This window comes from Novosphingobium sp. KA1 (assembly GCF_017309955.1).
GTDB lineage: Bacteria > Pseudomonadota > Alphaproteobacteria > Sphingomonadales > Sphingomonadaceae > Novosphingobium.
In genome coordinates this window covers 58,927-75,006 of record NZ_CP021248.1, presented here as the reverse complement: position 1 = coordinate 75,006, position 16,080 = coordinate 58,927, and the positions used below count along the sequence as shown (strand labels likewise).

10 protein-coding genes and 1 riboswitch are annotated in these 16,080 nt (G+C 68.6%); of the genes, 7 read left to right on the top strand and 3 right to left on the bottom strand.

Annotation, left to right across the window (positions count from 1 at the left end; translation table 11 throughout):
* Positions 1 to 133: 133 nt before the first annotated feature.
* From CA833_RS18090 to pnuC, 5 genes are all read left to right on the top strand, one after another.
* The gene (locus CA833_RS18090) at positions 134 to 1,672 is read left to right on the top strand and encodes an MFS transporter (RefSeq protein ID WP_207080690.1); all 1,539 of its coding nucleotides are present in this window, start codon (positions 134 to 136) and stop codon (positions 1,670 to 1,672) included.
* A gap of 129 nt (positions 1,673 to 1,801) precedes the next feature.
* Entirely contained in the window at positions 1,802 to 3,634 is a 1,833-nt protein-coding gene (locus tag CA833_RS18085; RefSeq protein WP_207080689.1) for a diguanylate cyclase, read from the top strand.
* Between the two features lie 94 nt (positions 3,635 to 3,728).
* Positions 3,729 to 3,838, top strand: a riboswitch (TPP riboswitch).
* Positions 3,839 to 3,867: 29 nt separating this feature from the next.
* Positions 3,868 to 6,177: a TonB-dependent receptor gene (locus CA833_RS18080; protein ID WP_370584599.1), complete on the top strand. Its 2,310-nt coding sequence runs from the start codon at positions 3,868 to 3,870 to the stop codon at positions 6,175 to 6,177.
* Between the two features lie 53 nt (positions 6,178 to 6,230).
* On the top strand, positions 6,231 to 7,337 hold the full coding sequence (locus CA833_RS18075) for a phosphotransferase enzyme family protein (RefSeq protein WP_370584598.1): 1,107 nt from the start codon (positions 6,231 to 6,233) through the stop codon (positions 7,335 to 7,337).
* Positions 7,337 to 7,897: a nicotinamide riboside transporter PnuC gene (gene pnuC, locus CA833_RS18070; protein WP_207080687.1), complete on the top strand. Its 561-nt coding sequence runs from the start codon at positions 7,337 to 7,339 to the stop codon at positions 7,895 to 7,897. The genes CA833_RS18075 and pnuC overlap by 1 nt, the downstream gene beginning before the upstream one ends.
* A gap of 39 nt (positions 7,898 to 7,936) precedes the next feature.
* On the opposite strand, the gene CA833_RS18065 is transcribed toward pnuC, so the two are convergent.
* The 3 genes from CA833_RS18065 to CA833_RS18055 all read right to left on the bottom strand — a co-directional run bounded on the left by CA833_RS18065 (position 7,937) and on the right by CA833_RS18055 (position 12,675).
* Positions 7,937 to 9,664, bottom strand: a complete 1,728-nt coding sequence (locus tag CA833_RS18065; RefSeq protein ID WP_207080686.1) for a diguanylate cyclase — start codon at positions 9,662 to 9,664, stop codon at positions 7,937 to 7,939.
* Positions 9,665 to 9,767: 103 nt separating this feature from the next.
* Positions 9,768 to 11,213 (bottom strand): alginate export family protein, encoded by a 1,446-nt coding sequence (locus tag CA833_RS18060; RefSeq protein ID WP_207080685.1) that lies wholly within the window; start codon positions 11,211 to 11,213, stop codon positions 9,768 to 9,770.
* A 124-nt stretch (positions 11,214 to 11,337) separates the two neighbouring features.
* On the bottom strand, positions 11,338 to 12,675 hold the full coding sequence (locus CA833_RS18055; protein ID WP_207080684.1) for a dicarboxylate/amino acid:cation symporter: 1,338 nt from the start codon (positions 12,673 to 12,675) through the stop codon (positions 11,338 to 11,340).
* Positions 12,676 to 12,861: 186 nt separating this feature from the next.
* Here CA833_RS18055 and CA833_RS18050 point away from each other — a divergent pair, with 186 nt between their 5' ends.
* Both CA833_RS18050 and CA833_RS18045 read left to right on the top strand, forming a co-directional pair.
* Entirely contained in the window at positions 12,862 to 14,712 is a 1,851-nt protein-coding gene (locus tag CA833_RS18050; RefSeq protein ID WP_207080683.1) for an ATP-binding protein, read from the top strand.
* Positions 14,712 to 16,046 (top strand): sigma-54 dependent transcriptional regulator, encoded by a 1,335-nt coding sequence (locus CA833_RS18045; protein WP_207080682.1) that lies wholly within the window; start codon positions 14,712 to 14,714, stop codon positions 16,044 to 16,046. The genes CA833_RS18050 and CA833_RS18045 overlap by 1 nt, the downstream gene beginning before the upstream one ends.
* The last annotated feature ends 34 nt before the right edge of the window (positions 16,047 to 16,080 follow it).

The window sequence follows — 16,080 nt, the reverse complement described above, 5'->3', positions numbered from 1 at the left end:
CCACGACAGTTCGCATAAATGAAATCACACTTGCGCAGTTCGATCGGGCGAGCGGGGGCCGGGCGTCCTATATGACACGTCGAATCATGTTGATGCCAGCCCCCCTCTCCCGCCCCCGCAGACCGGACACCCCGTGCTGAGGCCCCGCCGCCGCGGGATCGCCTCGGTCAACGCCGAAGTGCGCGACGGCATCGTCCCGGCGGCGGGCAGGATCGCGATGACGCCCGATCGCAGCGCGCAGGCGCCCGGCGCCAATTACCGGCTGGTCGCTCTCATCATCGCCTCCGCCCTGTTCATGGAATTCGTCGACGCCACGGTGCTCGCCACCGCGCTGCCGACGATGGCCCGCGATTTCAGCGTCCGTCCGCAGGACATGAGCGTGGCGCTGACGTCCTACCTGCTGGCGCTGGCGATCTTCATTCCCGCCTCGGGCGTGCTGGCGGACCGCTTCGGATCGCGCACCGTGTTCCGCACCGCGATCATGCTGTTCATGCTCGGCAGCCTGGCCTGCGGGCAATCGCCGACGCTGGAGATGATCGTGCTCTCGCGCTTCGTGCAGGGCATTGGCGGGGCGATGATGATCCCGGTCGGCCGTCTGGTGCTGCTGCGCACGGTGGCCAAGCAGGACATGGTGAACGCGATGTCCTGGCTGCTGGTGCCCGCACTGATCGGCCCGATCGTCGGACCGCCGCTCGGCGGCTTCATCGTCACCTATCTCGACTGGCGCTGGATCTTCTACATCAACCTGCCGATGGGCATGCTGGGCCTGTGGCTGACCGGCCGCTTCATCGCCAACGTGCGCGAAGAGCGTCCCAACCCCTTCGATGTCACCGGCTTCATCCTGAGCGGCATCGCGCTCGGGTGCCTGCTGTTCGGCTTCGAGATGGTCAGCCGTCCCGGCGAGGCCGTGCTGGCAGGCACGCTGATCGCCGTCGGGCTGCTTGCCGGCATCGCCTATGTCGCCCATGCCCGCCGCCGCGAAGGCGCGATCCTCGACCTGGCACTGCTGCGCGACGACACCTTCCGCCTTTCGGTGATCGCCGGATCGGTGACGCGCATCACCCAGGGCGCGCAGCCCTTCCTGCTGCCGCTGATGATGCAGGTGGGCTTCGGCTTTTCCGCCGCGCGCAGCGGCACGATCACGGTTGCCACGGCGGTCGGATCGCTGGCGATGAAGAGCTTTGCGCCCCGTATCCTGCGCCGCTTCGGCTTCCGCCGCTCGCTGATCGTCAACGGGGTGATCGCCACGGCAGGCTACGCGATCTGCGGCCTGTTCAATCCGGCCTGGCCGACCTGGGCGATGTTTGCGGTGCTGGTGGTGGCCGGCTTCTTCATGTCGTTCCAGTTCACCGCCTACAACACGATCGCCTACGACGGCATCGACAAGCAGCAGATGAGCAATGCCACCGCGTTCTACGCGACCTTCCAGCAGTTGATGCTCTCGCTGGGCATCTGCGTGGCGGCGGTCGCCTTGCACCTCGCCATGCTGGCGCGCGGTCATGCCTTGCCGACGCTGGGCGATTTTTCGGCCGCGTTCTGGGTGGTGACCGCCATCTCGCTCTCGGCGACGATCTGGAACCTGCGCTTTGCGCCCGAGGCGGGCGCGGAGATCAGCGGCCATTCGGACGACACCGCACCGCAAGGCGCCCGGCCTTCCCCGCAGGAAGGCTGAGAGACCGTTCGGAAATTCGCCAAAAGCGCATTTCGCGGCACCAGCCCCTGAACGCTTGCCAACTCGGCGCCGATGAAAGAACAGTCGGGCGCTTCCGTCTTTAGCGACAAACCTGAAGGGGCCGATCGCATGCGTATCGCGACCATCACCAACTGGGCCTACGGCGCCACTGTCTGCCTGACCATCGCCGCGGGCGTCGCCATGGTCATGGCCTCCAGTGCCGACAGCGCCGAACATGGTGCCATCGTGCAGCGCGACCTGTTCGACCAGCTCACCGCCGAGGTCGAGACCGACCTTTCGGAGCTGACCGATCAGGCCCGCCTCTTCGCGGTATCCGGCGATCCCAGCCACGCCATCGCCTATGATCGCCTGCGCACCGAGCTCGGCCCGGTCGAGCAGCGCATGGCCAAGCTGCGCGACAATGGCGCGAGCGAGGAGGAACTGCGCTCGCTGGAACAGGCGCTGCGGCAGGCGCGTACGCTGGAAGACGAACAGCAGGCCGCCATCGCCGCCATGCGCAAGGGGGACGATGCCGTGGCCCGCAAGATCGTGTTCGGCCCCGAATACGAACGCGAACTGGAACGCACCCACTTCCTGCTCGGCCGCTTCCGCTACATGCTCGACGAGCGTTCCGACGATGCCGTGGAAGAAGCCGCCACCGCCTCGCAGCGCCTGCGCACGATCTCCGAGGTCATGGTGGCGTTTACCGCCGTGCTGTTCCTCTTCGTGCTGGGCTTCATCCTCAAGCGCCGCATCCTGAAACCGGTGGTGACGCTGAGCGACGTGGTGAACCGGCTGGCCGACCAGGACTACGAAGTGGAGCCCCCCGCGATCTCGCAAGTCGACGAGATCGGCGACATGGCCCAGGCGGTGCGCATCTTCCGCGAGAACGGCCTCGAACGCCAGCGCCTGCAGAAGGAGCGCGATGCCGACTGGGCGGTGCGCGACCTGCTCGCCCGGATGACCCAGCGCCTGCAGGGCTGCGAATCGGTGGATGACCTCTACCGGGTGGTGCAGCTCTTCGCGCCGAAGATCGCGCCCGACCTCGCCGGCCGCCTGTTCATCCTCGACGAGCGGCACGCGCGCATGGCCTGCGCCGCGCAGTGGCTGACGCCCCATGGCAGCAACCTCGCCTTCAGCCCGGACGACTGCTGGGCGCTGCGGCGCGGGCAGATCCACAGCCCGGGCCACAACCTCACCGACGTGCCCTGCCGCCACGTCGCGCTCGAGGCGGTGCAGGCGACGATGTGCGTGCCGCTCACCGCGCAGGGCGAGACGATCGGCCTGCTGGTGCTCGAAAACCTCTCGGCAGCAGGCGAGCCGGCGCCGTCGACCACCACCTACATCGAACTGATGTCCGAGACGGTGGGCCTCGCGCTCGCCAATCTCAACTTGCGCGAGGCCTTGCGCGACAAGGCGCTGCACGATCCCCTTACCGGCCTGCGCAACCGCCACGAGCTGGACGCCACACTGCGCAGGCTGGTGATCGCCGCCGATGAGACGGATGCCCCGCTCGCCTGCCTGATGATGGACATCGACCACTTCAAGCAGCTGAACGACCGCTACGGCCATGATGTCGGCGACCTCGCCTTGCGGGCGGTTGCAGGCGCCTTCGCCGGCGTGGTGCGCAGCGACGAACTGGTGTTCCGCTACGGCGGCGAGGAATTCCTGATGCTGATGCCCGATTTCGACGAGAAACGGGGGCTTGAACGCACCGCCCTCATCCGCGAGCGGATCGCCGAACTGGACCTCCTGCACGAAGGCCAGCCGATCGGTCCGATCACCGTGTCGATGGGCCTTGCCGTCTATCCCCGTCATGGCACCGCACACACCCTGATCGCGGCGGCGGACGCTGCCCTGCTGCGGGCCAAGGAAACCGGACGCGACCGCGTGGTCGTTGCCACCGACCGCCCCGCCCCCAACCACGTCCCCCGCCACGGCGACAACGCCCCCGGGGCCTGACGCGCCCTTGCCCCCGCTCGCGCGATCACTTGGGCGGCGGCCTGCCATGAAATGCAATAAAGGGTTTCCACCGCCCCCGCGAACGACTAGAGGCGCGCCATCCCCGGGGGGCCGCTCATGCGCGGCTGAGAGGTGGTCAGCAGACCACGACCCGCTGAACCTGATCCGGCTGACACCGGCGTAGGGAGGGCTGGCGGCTGATCCGTTGTCCCTCCGATTGGAGTGGACACGAAGTGAAGACCGGCAATTTCCGTACGATTTCCCGCCTGGCCCTCGGGCTCCCTGCCCTGCTCGCGGCCGTTCCGGCACTGGCCGACGAGGCCGGTTCCGCCGACGGCGCCGACAGCAAGGCAGACATCCGGGTCATCGGCCACCCCGATCCCGAAGGCCTGCTGCCCGACCAGACCGCCCCCAAGGCGATCAGCGCGATCTCGTCCGACTTCATCGTCAAGCAGGCGCCGACGCTCAACGCCTTCCAGCTGGTCAACCTGCTGCCCGGCGCCAATGTCTCGTCGAGCGACCCCTACGGGCTTTCGACCAGTTCCAGCCTGACCATGCGCGGGCTTGGCCAGGACCAGATCGGCGTGCTGATGGAAGGCGCGCCGCAGAACGACATCGGCTATTTCTACGCCTATCCCTCGCAGTTCGCCGATGCCGAGAACGTGCGGCAGATCGCGCTGGCACAAGGCGCCGCCTCGATCGACGCCCCGGTAGTGGCGGCCGCAGGCGGCCTGCTGTCGCTGACGCTCGACGATCCCAAGGCGGAGACGGGCGGGCTCGTCAACCTCTCGCTCGGCTCCTACGATGCGCGCCGCGCTTTCGTGCGCTTCGACACCGGCACGCTCGGCGCCAGCGGGATCAAGGCCTTCATCTCCTATTCGAACAACCGCGCGGACAACTGGCGCGGCGCCGGTTTCGACAAGCGCCAGCACGTCGACGCCAAGCTCCTGCGCGAATGGGGCGAGGGCAACCGCGCCGCCATCGCCTTCTCGTACAACGACGCCAAGACCTCGACGTATGCCAGCCCCTCGCTGGCCGACTGGAAAGCCTATGGCCGCGCCTACAACTACGACAAGCAGTACAGCGAGGGCAGCACCACCTACTGGCGCCTCTACCGCGCGCCGTTCCGCAACTTCTACGTCTCCGCGCCGATCCACCTGAACCTCGGCGACCGGCTGGCCTTCGACACCACCGCCTACCTCCAGTTCGGCCACGGCAACGCCCCTTACGGCACCCAGTTGACGACCACCGGCAACTACCTCGGCACCGAGGAACTGACCCAGCCGATCACGCTGCCCGGCGCGGTGGACGGGACGGCGACGGTGCTCGGCAACTGGACCGGCAAGCAGCGGCGCGTCGGCGACGTCAGCAAGCTGACCCTCACCGCCGGCGCCCACACGCTCACCGCCGGGCTCTGGTTCGACTACGGCACCGACCGTGTGACCCAGTCCTACACCTCGATCGACGCCAGCGGCCATCCGCTCGACCAGTGGGGCTACCAGAGCAAGGCGATCCGCACCGCCGACGGCCGCCTGCTGGCCTATGAGAATGCCCGCACCGAGACCGTCACCAAGGGCTTCTTTGTCGCCGACAGCATCGCCGTGACCCCGCGCCTCGGCGTCGAGCTGGGCTTCAAGGGGGTCGACGTGCTGCGCAATGGCCGCAACTACCTGCCCGGCCCGCAGGACAAGGTCCGCCGCGACAGTTTCGCCGCGCTGCCCCGCGCCGCCGTGCACTACACGCTGGACGAGCGGCAGCAGCTCTTCGCCAACGTCACCACCAATTTCCGCACGCCCAACGAGTTCGCGCTCTACAACAGCTACTACGCGGGCGAGCTGGTCAGCCAGGGCACGAGCGGCCTCAAGAACGAATATTCGGTCTCCGAGGAACTGGGCTATCGCTACATCGGCCCCAGCCTGTCGTTCTCGCTGACCGCCTTCAACTACCACTTCCGCAACCGGCAGGTGGCAACCGTGGTGAACAGCGGCGGCGCGCTGGTCAATTCGACGATCAACGGCGGCAACCAGACCTCCTACGGCCTCGACGGCGAGATCGACTATCGCCCGGCCAGGGGCGTCAGCGTCTACCTCTCGGGCGAATACCTGCACACCCGCCAGGACGACGATCTTGCCGTGGGCGGCGACTATCTGCCGACCAGGGGCAAGCGTGCCGTCTCCAGCCCGCAGTTCCAGTTCGCCATGGGCACGACGTATGACGATGGCCGCCTGTTCGGCAGCACCGCGCTCAAGTACGTCGGCCGCCAGTACGCCACCTTCATGAACGACGAGAGCATCAAGGGCTACGCCACGCTCGACCTTTCGATCGGCGTGCATCTCGCCGGCCTCATCGATGCGCAGCGCATGGACCTTCGGCTCAACGCGATCAACGTGACCAACCCGCACGTGCTGTCCGGCGTGCAGGCGATCACCGCCAATGCGCTGGATACGACGGCGCGCGGCGGCACGCTGATCTCCGGCTCGGCGCCGACCTACTACGTCGGCAGCGGCCGCGCCTTCGTGGCGACGCTCTCGCGCGCCTTCTGACCATGAGCAGCGCGGCGCCTCGTCCGGCCGATGGCCCTCATCGGGTGCACGGGATGGGCACGGCCTGGGAGGCGCCGACCTGGCCTGCGATCACGGCCGGGGAGGCCGCCGCGATCCTCGATGCTTTCCCGGATGCGGGGACCTTCGCCGCACTGCGCTGGCATTCGCCGCGCCCGTTCTCGGCTGCGGTGCTGGCGCAAACCGACCGCGGCGAATTTTTCCTGAAGCGCCATCACCGGCGGCTGCGCACGCGGCAAGCCCTCGCGGAAGAACATGCCTTCATGGCGCACCTGCGCGGTGCGGGCCTCGGCGTGCCGGACGTCTTGCCGGCGCGGGACGGCTCCGGCGCGGTGACGCGGGGCGAATGGAGCTACGAACTGCACCGGCGCTCGGAAGGGGAGGACCTCTACCGCGACCGGCAGTCGTGGACCCCGTTCCTCTGCGCCGGTCATGCCCGCGAGGCCGGCGCCGCGCTGGCAAGGCTGCACCTGGCGGCACGCGGCTTCGCGGCCCCCGAGCGCGGCGGGCACCCGCTGGTCGCCAGCTTCACCATCCTGCCCGCCCGCGATCCGCTGCTGGCGGCCGAGGCCTATGTCCGCGCCCGTCCGGCGCTGGGCGCCTATCTGGCTGGCAAGCCGTGGCAGGCCGAACTGGCGCGGCTGTTCGCGGCGCTGGGCAGCGGCCTTGCCGACCGGCTCGAACACGAGCCGCTGCTGTGGACACACAACGACTGGCATCCCTCCAACCTGCTGTGGTCACAGCAGGGCACGGTGAGCACGGTGTTCGATTTCGGACTGGCCACGCAAACCTGTGCGCTGCACGACCTTGCCACCGCGATCGAGCGTACCGCCATCCCCTGGCTCGACATTGCCGAAGGCCGCGACAGTCCCGCCGATGCGCGCGCCGCGCTGGCGCTGCTGTCGGGTTATCGTGCGGTGCTGCCGCTCAGCCAGGGCCAGCTCGTCACTCTCCTGCGCCTGCTGCCGCTGGTGCACATCGAATTCGCGCTTTCCGAAGTGGACTATTTTGCGGGCATCCTCGGCGATCCCGCGCAGGCCGATCTTGCCTGGCAAGGCTACCTGATCGATCATGCCGACTGGTTCCTCTCTGTCGCCGGACAGGCCTTCCTCGGCGCACTTGAGCAGGGGAACCTCGCCTGATGTCGGCTCTCGAGATCATCGCCGTCATCGTCAGCTTTCTCGGCATCTGGATGACCGCGCGGCGCTGGCTGCTGTGCTGGCCGGTGAGCCTCCTGGCCTGCGCGCTCTACTTCAAGCTGTTCCTCGACGTGCGGCTCTATGCCGACATGGTGCTGCAGGCGCTGTTCGGCCTCGCCATCCTCTACGGCTGGTTCGTCTGGGCACGGGGCAAGCAGGATAGCGGCGAAGTGGTGGTCAGGCCGCTCGCGCTGTCGCGGGCGGCGGCGGGGCTGGCCCTAGGCGCCCTCGGCGGCCTCGCCATCGGCTGCATCACCAGCCGCTACACCGACGCGGCCTTGCCGTGGATGGACGCGATGCTGAGCAGCTTCAGCCTTGTCGCCCAGTACTGGACCGCCCGCCGCCATGCCGCCAGCTGGCTGCTGTGGATCGCGGTGGACGTGCTCTACGTCGGCATGTTCGTGTTCAAGGGCCTGTGGCTGACGGCGGGCCTCTATGCGGCGATGATCGGGCTCGCGGTGATCGGCTACCGGGCCTGGCAACGCGCGCGGACACGCACCTGACCGCCCCGCTCCCACCCATGGCGAAGCGCCGGCGGCCGTTCAGGCGGCAATCGTCGCCCGTTTGAACGCGCTGCGCTTCGGCGCCATGGCAAGGGTGGTGCGCATGCGGTCCTTGCCCGCATTCTTGGCGGCGTAGAGCAACTGGTCGGCCCGTTCATAGGGTATGGTGAAGCCTTCCTCGCGCGAGAGGCTGGTCACGCCCATGCTGGCCGTGACGGCCCGGCCCAGCTCGGGCACGCCCCGGGCAACCGCCGCCGGGATCGCCGTGCGCCGCAGTTCGGCGCGCATGTCGGCGTCGTGCCCGCGCAGCAGCAGCACGAACTCCTCGCCGCCGAACCGGAAGGCGCGCACGTCCGGCCCCGCCTGCAAGGCGATCGCCACCGCCTTCAGCACCGCATCGCCGACCGCGTGCCCGTTCTCGTCGTTGATCGTCTTGAAATCGTCGAGATCGACCACCGCGAGCGTCGTGAAGCCATCGGCGCGAAGCTGCTCGAACTGGCGCTCGATCGCGCGCCGGTTCAGCAATCCGGTCAGCGCGTCGGTCTCCGACAGGCGCTCCAGCATGTCGATCTCGACACAGGCGCGGTCGCGCTCGCGCTTCATCGTCACGAGGCGATCGGCCATGCCCAGCGTCGTGAACAGCACCTCGCTGACGCAGCCGAGGTAGAACAAGATCATCGCATCGCTGCTGTGCGACCACGGCATGACCCCCGTCACCAGCCGGATCAGCGCCACCAGCACCATCGGCAGGTAACCGATCACCTGGAACTTCGCGGCCCGGCTGCCCTTGTTCAGGGCATTCGCCATCGCCGCCACAAAAACGATCAGCACCGGGGCGAAGCCCGCGGTGTAGAGGCTCGCCTGCCAGGGGCGGGCAACCAGCGGAAACGCCGCGTGGAACAGGCCCAGCAGCATCGCCCAGGCCGCGCAGAAAGGCAGCAGGCGCCTGAGCCGCGCACTCATCGCGCCGGGCTCGATGAAGCTGTGGGTGAACATGATGCCCGACGCGATCGTCATCCCGAAGACCACCGCCGTCATCCAGCTCAGCGTCATCGCCGGGGGATCGAAGAACAGCACCGACAGTCCCGAAGAGACAAAGATCGTCATCAGCAGGGACAGGGCCAGCGCCGAATGCCACAGCACGAACGGCTCGCGCAGGGCCCGGTAAAACGCCGCGTTGAACAATAGCGGCATCGTCAGCATGCCGCCCAGTCCGGCGAGGATGAGCAGGAACCGCATGCCGGCGATGCCGTCCCCGGCATCGGCGGGCGCAAGATAGGCGCGCTCCAGGAGCATGCGGTGGCTTGGCCGGTCGAGCGCCGCGATCACCCAGCGGGTTTCCGGCGTGACCTCGGGCAGCGGCGCCTTGAAGTAGCCGCCGGCCATGGAGCTGGCGAGCCCCGCCGCCGCCACGTCATGGCGCCGGACGTGGCCGCCGCGGTCGACGGCCAGCAGATGCACGCCCTCCAAAGCGCTGCGCCGGGAGAGGAAATAACGCGGCAGCGGACGCGCACCGGCGACATCGAAGCGCAGCATCACCCGCTCGGCATCGAGCGAAGGCGGCGCCGCCGCGCAGGTCCAGCGCGGCGCACTGCGGGCCACCCGCGCGAGGTCTTCCATGAGATCGCCCGAAGCCCAACAGGAACTGCGCACTTCCCCGCCTGCCCCGCCTGCCCCGCCATCGGCGGCGCCGATGCTGAAATAGGCCAGTATCGCGACGAGCAGGAACGCGGCCAGGAACGTTTCACGAAAACCGAGGAAGGACATCCTGCCGCATTATGCCCAATTGGTTTCCATACCGATAAGGGCGCCGCGCCGATCATCTCTCCGGCCCTGCACCGGATCCTCGAAGGCATCAGAATCGCAGGCACTAGAAGCGCAAGCTGAGCCAGCCCGCGAGGAAATCGGAACTGCGGTAGCCTGCCGAAGTCAGTGCGGGACCGGCCTGGAGGTGCTCGTAGCGGCCGGTAAAGGTCACGCGCGGCGAGATCGTCCAGACCGCCTGCAGGCGCGCCAGTTCGGCGATCTTGCGGGCGCGCCCGTTCTGGGTACCGGCAAAGGCCTGGCCGTTGGCGCGGTAGACCGCGTCGGTCACGCTGTCGCGCCAGGCGAAGCGGTACTCCGCGCTGACTTTCACCGACTTCAGCGGCGCGAAGCTGAACGTGGGCGCCAGCGAGCGCAAGTTCGTGGGCGTCAGATAGAGCTGGTAGCTGAAGTAGACGTTGTTGCCGAACGGCGAGTAGGCATCCCGCAGCTTGCCATCGCCGTAACCGCCGCCGCCGCTGGCGTAGTCGGCGCTCACGCCGATGCGCGGCGCCGCCTTGCCGGCCCCCAGCCGCAGCGACTGGGCCAGCAGCACCTGCCAGGCATCGATCCGCTGCTCCATGAATTCGCCCCACTGGTGGTTGACGGTCCAGTCGAGATTGACCGGCCCGGCATCGCCGTAGACGTGGACACCGCCGTAATAGCGGGTCGCCGGGCCGACCCGCCCGCCCCAGGCGCCCACCCCGTTTTGCCGCCGCCAGAGGAAAGGATCGACGAACAGCTTCGAGCCGCCCAGAAACGTCGGCGGCACCGCGAAGCCCAGCGTCACCCCGGAAAACCGGCGCTCGGGATCGCTCTTGTCATCGCGCAGGCCATCCTCGCCATAGGCCGTGGGGCGCAAGTCGAACACGTCCGCGCGCACGGCCTTGCCGCGCACCCAGGCACGCACGCCGTTCAGGGTGTAATGCATGGTGTTGTTGTCGCGCTGCGAGGTCAGCAGGTTGGGGCCGTCCACGAACTCCTGGCGGCCATAACGCAGGCCGAGCTCCAGCCCGCCGACCTCTTCGCTGACTTGCGCAAAATACTGCTGCGCGGCAAGACCGTTGCGAAAGTTGCTGGAAGGCTTGCCGAGGTTCTCGCCGCCGAGGCCGCCACGCGCCAGTTCGCCGTAGAAGCGCACGTGCGGGCCCACGTGCAGGTCGGCGCCGGCAACCACGCGGGAAATGTCCTGGCGCTGCGCCTCACCCTCGCGCAAGTTGGGATTGGTGGTCTGGTTCATCCGCAGGCGCAGTTCGCCCGAGAGCGTCAGGTAGACGCTGTCATCGCCGGTCAGCGGCAGGAACTTGAGACGGTCGAGCGGATCGTCGCGCCTCGCCTTGCTGGCCATGACCCGCCAGTCCTCGGCCCAGCGCGAGATGCTGTAGCCGTTGGTCACGGCGCCGTCGCCGTTGGCGGAAACCGGGTAGGCGGGGGCTTTCGCCTCTTCGGCATGCGCCGTGACGGAGGCGCAGCAAAGGGTTGCGGCAAGCAGCCGCGCAGACAGAATGGTCATGTTCGGGGGGATCCTGTGCGGGGCTTTTGCCCCGTCTTGGTTCAGGCGGAAATCAGGCCGGCCTCGGCGCCGGCTTCAGGTCGGGCGCGCCGCTTGCTCTCCCGCGAGCGGCGCGTGCAAGCGGTCAGATGAGGGCGCGGTTATCGGCGGCGACGGGCTCGGCGGCAGCGGGGTCGCGCTGGGCAAGCACGGCCCTGAAGCGCGCGGTATCGAGCTTGCCTTCCCAGCGCGAGACCACCACGGTTGCCACCGCATTGCCGATGAAGTTCGTCAGGCTGCGGCACTCCGACATGAACCGGTCGACCCCCAGGATCAGCGCCATGCCCGCCACCGGCACCGCGGGCACGATGGAGAGCGTGGCCGCCAGCGTGATGAAACCGGCGCCGGTCACGCCCGCCGCGCCCTTGGACGAGAGCATCGCAACGCCCAGCAGCAGCACCTGCTGGCCCAGCGTCAGTTCCACTTTGCAGGCCTGGGCGATGAACAGCGCCGCCAGCGTCATGTAGATGTTGGTGCCGTCAAGATTGAAGCTGTAGCCGGTCGGCACGACCAGGCCGACGATGCTCTTGGGGCAGCCCGCGCGCTCCATCTTCTCCATCAGCGAGGGCAGCGCGCTTTCCGAGGACGAGGTGCCCAGCACCAGCAGCAATTCGGCCTTGAGATAGGAAATCAGTGCAAAGATCGAGAACCCGGCGAGCCGCGCCACCACGCCCAGCACCACCACCACGAACAGCGCGGACGTGACGTAGAAGGTCGCCACCAGCCCGGCGAGGTTGGCAAGGCTGCCCACCCCGTACTTGCCGATGGTGAAGGCCATCGCGCCGAAGGCACCGACCGGCGCCGCCTTCATGACGATCGACACCAGCTTGAAGAACACCATCGAGACGGTTTCCAGCAGCGAGAGCGCGGGCGCGCCGCGGTCCCCCAGCATGGCCAGCGAAACGCCGAAGAGGATGGCGATCACCAGGACCTGAAGGATATTGCCCTCGGTCATGGACGAAAGGAACGTGTCCGGGATCATGCCCGTCAGGAACCCGGTGATCGTCGTTTCGTGTGCCTTCTCGGAGAAGAGTGCGACCTTCGAGGCATCGAGCGTGGCAGGATCGATGTTCAGGCCGTGACCGGGGCGAACCACGTTCGCCACGATCAGCCCGACGATCAGCGCCAGGGTCGAGAAAAAGAAGAAATAGGCAAATGCCTTGCCTGCCACCCGGCCGACCGCGCGCAGATCGCGCATCGAGGCGATGCCGGTGACGATGGTCAGGAAGATGACCGGGGCGATCACCATCTTGACCAGCTTGATGAACGCATCCCCCAGCGGCTTCAGCGCCTCGCCCGTGGCGGGCGCGAAGTGGCCGATGGTGACACCCGCCGCGATGGCGATGAGCACCTGCACGTAGAGATGAGCATACCAGCGGCGGGGCGCGGCGGACTCGTGCGTATCGGGCAATGGGGTGTGCATGGCAGGCCTTTCTTCCTCTCTCTGCACGCGCAAGACTTATGCTTATCGCGGGCTGGGCCAAGGCTGTTCGATTCCACGCTGCGGCCAAAGACATTTTTGCAATCCATTTAAACCGCCGGATTCCGGGCACTTCGCGGTGCAGCCGGCGATGGCGATGGGCGGAAATCGGCACATTGCACTGCAGCGATGTGCAACAATTTGCACATCGCCGCCACTGCGGCTACCGTCCAGGGGGTGAATCGCCGCCATGGTCTCTACTGGCTTGTCGCCGCACTCGCCGCCGCCCTTGTTGCGGGCAGCGTGGCGGGCGAAGTGGTGCGCCGCCGCTCCGCGGCCGCCTTCGCGGCCTCGGTCGCCGCCGACGCGCGCCTGCGACAGGCCCTGCTCGACAGCGAGATCGCCCGCTTCCGCCTGCTGCCGCAAGCGCTGGCCGACGACCGCGACGTAATCGCCGCCGCGCGGGCCCAGCCGGGCGCGGTCAAGCGGCTCAACGCCAAGTTCGAGACCTTTGCCAATCGCATCGGCGCCTCGGCCATCTACCTCATCGGGCCGGACGGTTTTTCGGTGGCCGCCAGCAACTGGAACCGCCGCGAGAGCTTCAGCGGGCGCGACTATCGCTTCCGGCGCTACTACCGCGACGCGATGCGCAGCGGCGGCGGCGCGCAGTTCGCGCTGGGCACGGTCAGCCATCACCCCGGGCTCTACCTGGCCCGCAAGGTGGCCGGCAGCAGCGTGCTTGTCATCAAGCTGGATTTCGACCGGATCGAGGCGCAGTGGCGCACCGCCGGCGGCGAGACCTTCGTGACCAATGCCGACGGCGTGATCCTCGTCACCAGCCGCGATGCCTGGCGCTTCGCGATGACCGAGCCGATCGGCACCGCCGCGCAGCAGGCCGTGGCCGCCGACATCGGCGCGCCGGGGCTGAAGCCCACGCCCTACACGATCGACCGCGAGGGGCTGGTCCGCATGGGCGAGCGCGCCGGCGCCCTGCAACTGGCCAGCAGCCCGCCCAGCCGCGACGGCTGGCGGGTCAACCTCGCCCTGCCGATCCGCGTCGCGGTGACGACGCCGATGCGCAGCGCCCAGATCATGGCCGCGCTGCTGGCGCTGCTGGCCGTCGGCGCGGTCTGGTGGCTGGCGCAGCGCAACCGCCGCCGCCGCGAACGCACTGCCCTGCTCGAAGCCGCGGTGACCGAGCGGACCGCCGAACTGCGCCGCGAGATGGAGGAGCGCGCCGCGCTCGAACACCGCGCCGCGCTCCTGCGCGAGGAACTGCGTCTCGCCAACCGCCTCGCCACGCTGGGCCAGGTGACGGCAAGCGTCGCGCATGAAACCGCCCAGCCGGTGACCGCCATTCGCAACTATGCGGCTTCGGCGGGCCACCTGCTCGACCAGGGTGCCAGCGACGAGGTGCGCGAGAACCTCTCGGCGATCGACCGGCTTGCCGAGCGGATCGGCGTGATCACCGCGCAGCTTCGCGGGTTCGCGCGAAAGGGCATTGCCGGAGAGGGTAGCGGCGGAGCAGGCGGGCCGGGATCGGTGCTGCTGGCAGATGGGCTCGACGGCGCCCGCCTGCTGCTCAAGGAACGGCTGGCCGCCGTGTGCTACGAGACACCGGACATTCCCCCCGGCCTCGCTGTCCGGGGGGACAAGGTGCGGATCGAGCAGATCCTCGTGAACCTGCTGCAGAACGCCACCGAGGCGCTGGCCGGACACCCCGATCCGCGCATCAGGATCACGCTGGCGCTCGAGGAGAACGAGGACGGCAAGGCGCAGGCCCTGCGCCTCGTCATTGCCGACAATGGCCCCGGCATCGCCCCCGAGATCGCCGCGCGCCTGTTCACGCCCTTTGCCACCAGCCGCGCCGAAGGGCTTGGCCTGGGCCTCGTCATCGCCCAGGACATCGCCCAGGAGTTCGGCGGCTCCCTGCGCCTGCTCCCCGATGAAGCCGTACGGAACGCGATTCCGGACGCGATGCCGGACACGATGCCGGGAATCGGCGGCGCCGCGTTCGAACTGCGTCTGAGACTTGCCTGATGACCGACAGCCCCCTTCCCGCCAGCCCTTCCGAAAACCGCGATGCCCCCCGCGTCGCGCTCGTCGAGGACGATGCCGACCTCGCCCGCGCCACGGCGCAATTGCTGCGGCTGGCGGGTTTCGCGGTGGAGACCTTTGCCGCCGCCGCCCCGGCGCTCGCCGCCATCACCGCCGACTGGCCGGGCGTGGTGGTCACCGACGTGCGCATGCCGCTCATCTCCGGCATCGACCTGTTTCGCCAGCTCCATGACCGCGATCCCGAACTGCCGGTGATCCTCGTGACCGGGCACGGCGACATCGCGATGGCGGTGCAGCTGCTCAAGGGAGGGGCCTGGGACTTCCTGACCAAGCCCTTCGCCCCGGACGCCCTGATCGCGGCCGTTCGGCGCGCCGCCACCGCGCGCGGTCTCACGCTGGAAAACCGCCGCCTGCGCAGCCTTGCCGAAGCCGACGACGCGCCGCTGTTCCTCGGTGAAAATCCCGCGATCCGCCGCCTGCGCGAGATGATCCCGGTGCTCGCCAATGCCGATATCGACCTGTTCATCGAAGGCGAGACCGGCACCGGCAAGGACCTGCTGGCGCGCCTGATCCACCGCGCGGGCAAGCGCGCGCGCCACCGTTTCCTGCCGATCGCCTGCGCCGCGATGCCGCAGGCGCTGGCCGATCCGCTGTTCACCGCCAGCGGCCATGCCGAACCCGGCCTGGCCGCCGCGCATCGCGGCACGCTCTATCTCGACGACGTCGACCGCGCCCCGTCCCATCTGCAGGAACGGCTGCTGCCCTTTGCCGAACAGCGCGTGCTGCGCCGCCGCGACGAGGCCGTGCCAGTGGACATACGTGTCATCTCGACCAGCCAGAACGCCGCGGAAGGGCCGCCGCCGGCGCTGCTGGCGCCGCTGTTCTACCGGCTCGCCGCGATGCGCCTCAGCATCCCCCCGCTGCGCGAGCGGCGGGAGGACATTCCAGCCCTGTTCGCCCGTTTCGCGGGCGATGCCGCCCGGCGGCTCGGCCGCGACCTGCCGATGATCACCGCGCCGCTGCGCACCATGCTCGAACGGCACGACTGGCCCGGAAACGTGCGCGAGCTCGGCAATTTCGCCGAACAGTTCGTGCTGGGACTGGGCGATCCCGCCCCTGCCCCCGCCCCCGGTGCGGCGAAGGGGCTGACCGAACGGGTCGATGCCTTCGAGCGGGACGAGATCATCGCCGCCGTGCAGGCGGCGGGCGGCGAGATCGGTGCGGCCATTCGCGCGCTCGATCTGCCGCGCAAGACCTTCTACTACAAGGTCAACAAGCACGGCATCGACCTGACCGCGCTTCGCCGCAGGGACTGACCGGGCCGCAGGGACTGATCGGGCCGCAACCGTC

Bases quoted from the DNA above. Each gene is read 5' to 3' on its own strand.
- CA833_RS18085 (WP_207080689.1), top strand. From the start codon at position 1,802: ATGCGTATCGCGACCATCACCAACTGGGCCTACGGCGCCACTGTCTGC.
- CA833_RS18045 (WP_207080682.1), top strand. From the start codon at position 14,712: ATGACCGACAGCCCCCTTCCCGCCAGCCCTTCCGAAAACCGCGATGCC.
- CA833_RS18065 (WP_207080686.1), bottom strand. From the start codon at position 9,664: ATGTCCTTCCTCGGTTTTCGTGAAACGTTCCTGGCCGCGTTCCTGCTC.
- CA833_RS18055 (WP_207080684.1), bottom strand. From the start codon at position 12,675: ATGCACACCCCATTGCCCGATACGCACGAGTCCGCCGCGCCCCGCCGC.
- CA833_RS18075 (WP_370584598.1), top strand. From the start codon at position 6,231: ATGGGCACGGCCTGGGAGGCGCCGACCTGGCCTGCGATCACGGCCGGG.
- pnuC (WP_207080687.1), top strand. From the start codon at position 7,337: ATGTCGGCTCTCGAGATCATCGCCGTCATCGTCAGCTTTCTCGGCATC.
- CA833_RS18060 (WP_207080685.1), bottom strand. From the start codon at position 11,213: ATGACCATTCTGTCTGCGCGGCTGCTTGCCGCAACCCTTTGCTGCGCC.
- CA833_RS18050 (WP_207080683.1), top strand. From the start codon at position 12,862: ATGTGCAACAATTTGCACATCGCCGCCACTGCGGCTACCGTCCAGGGG.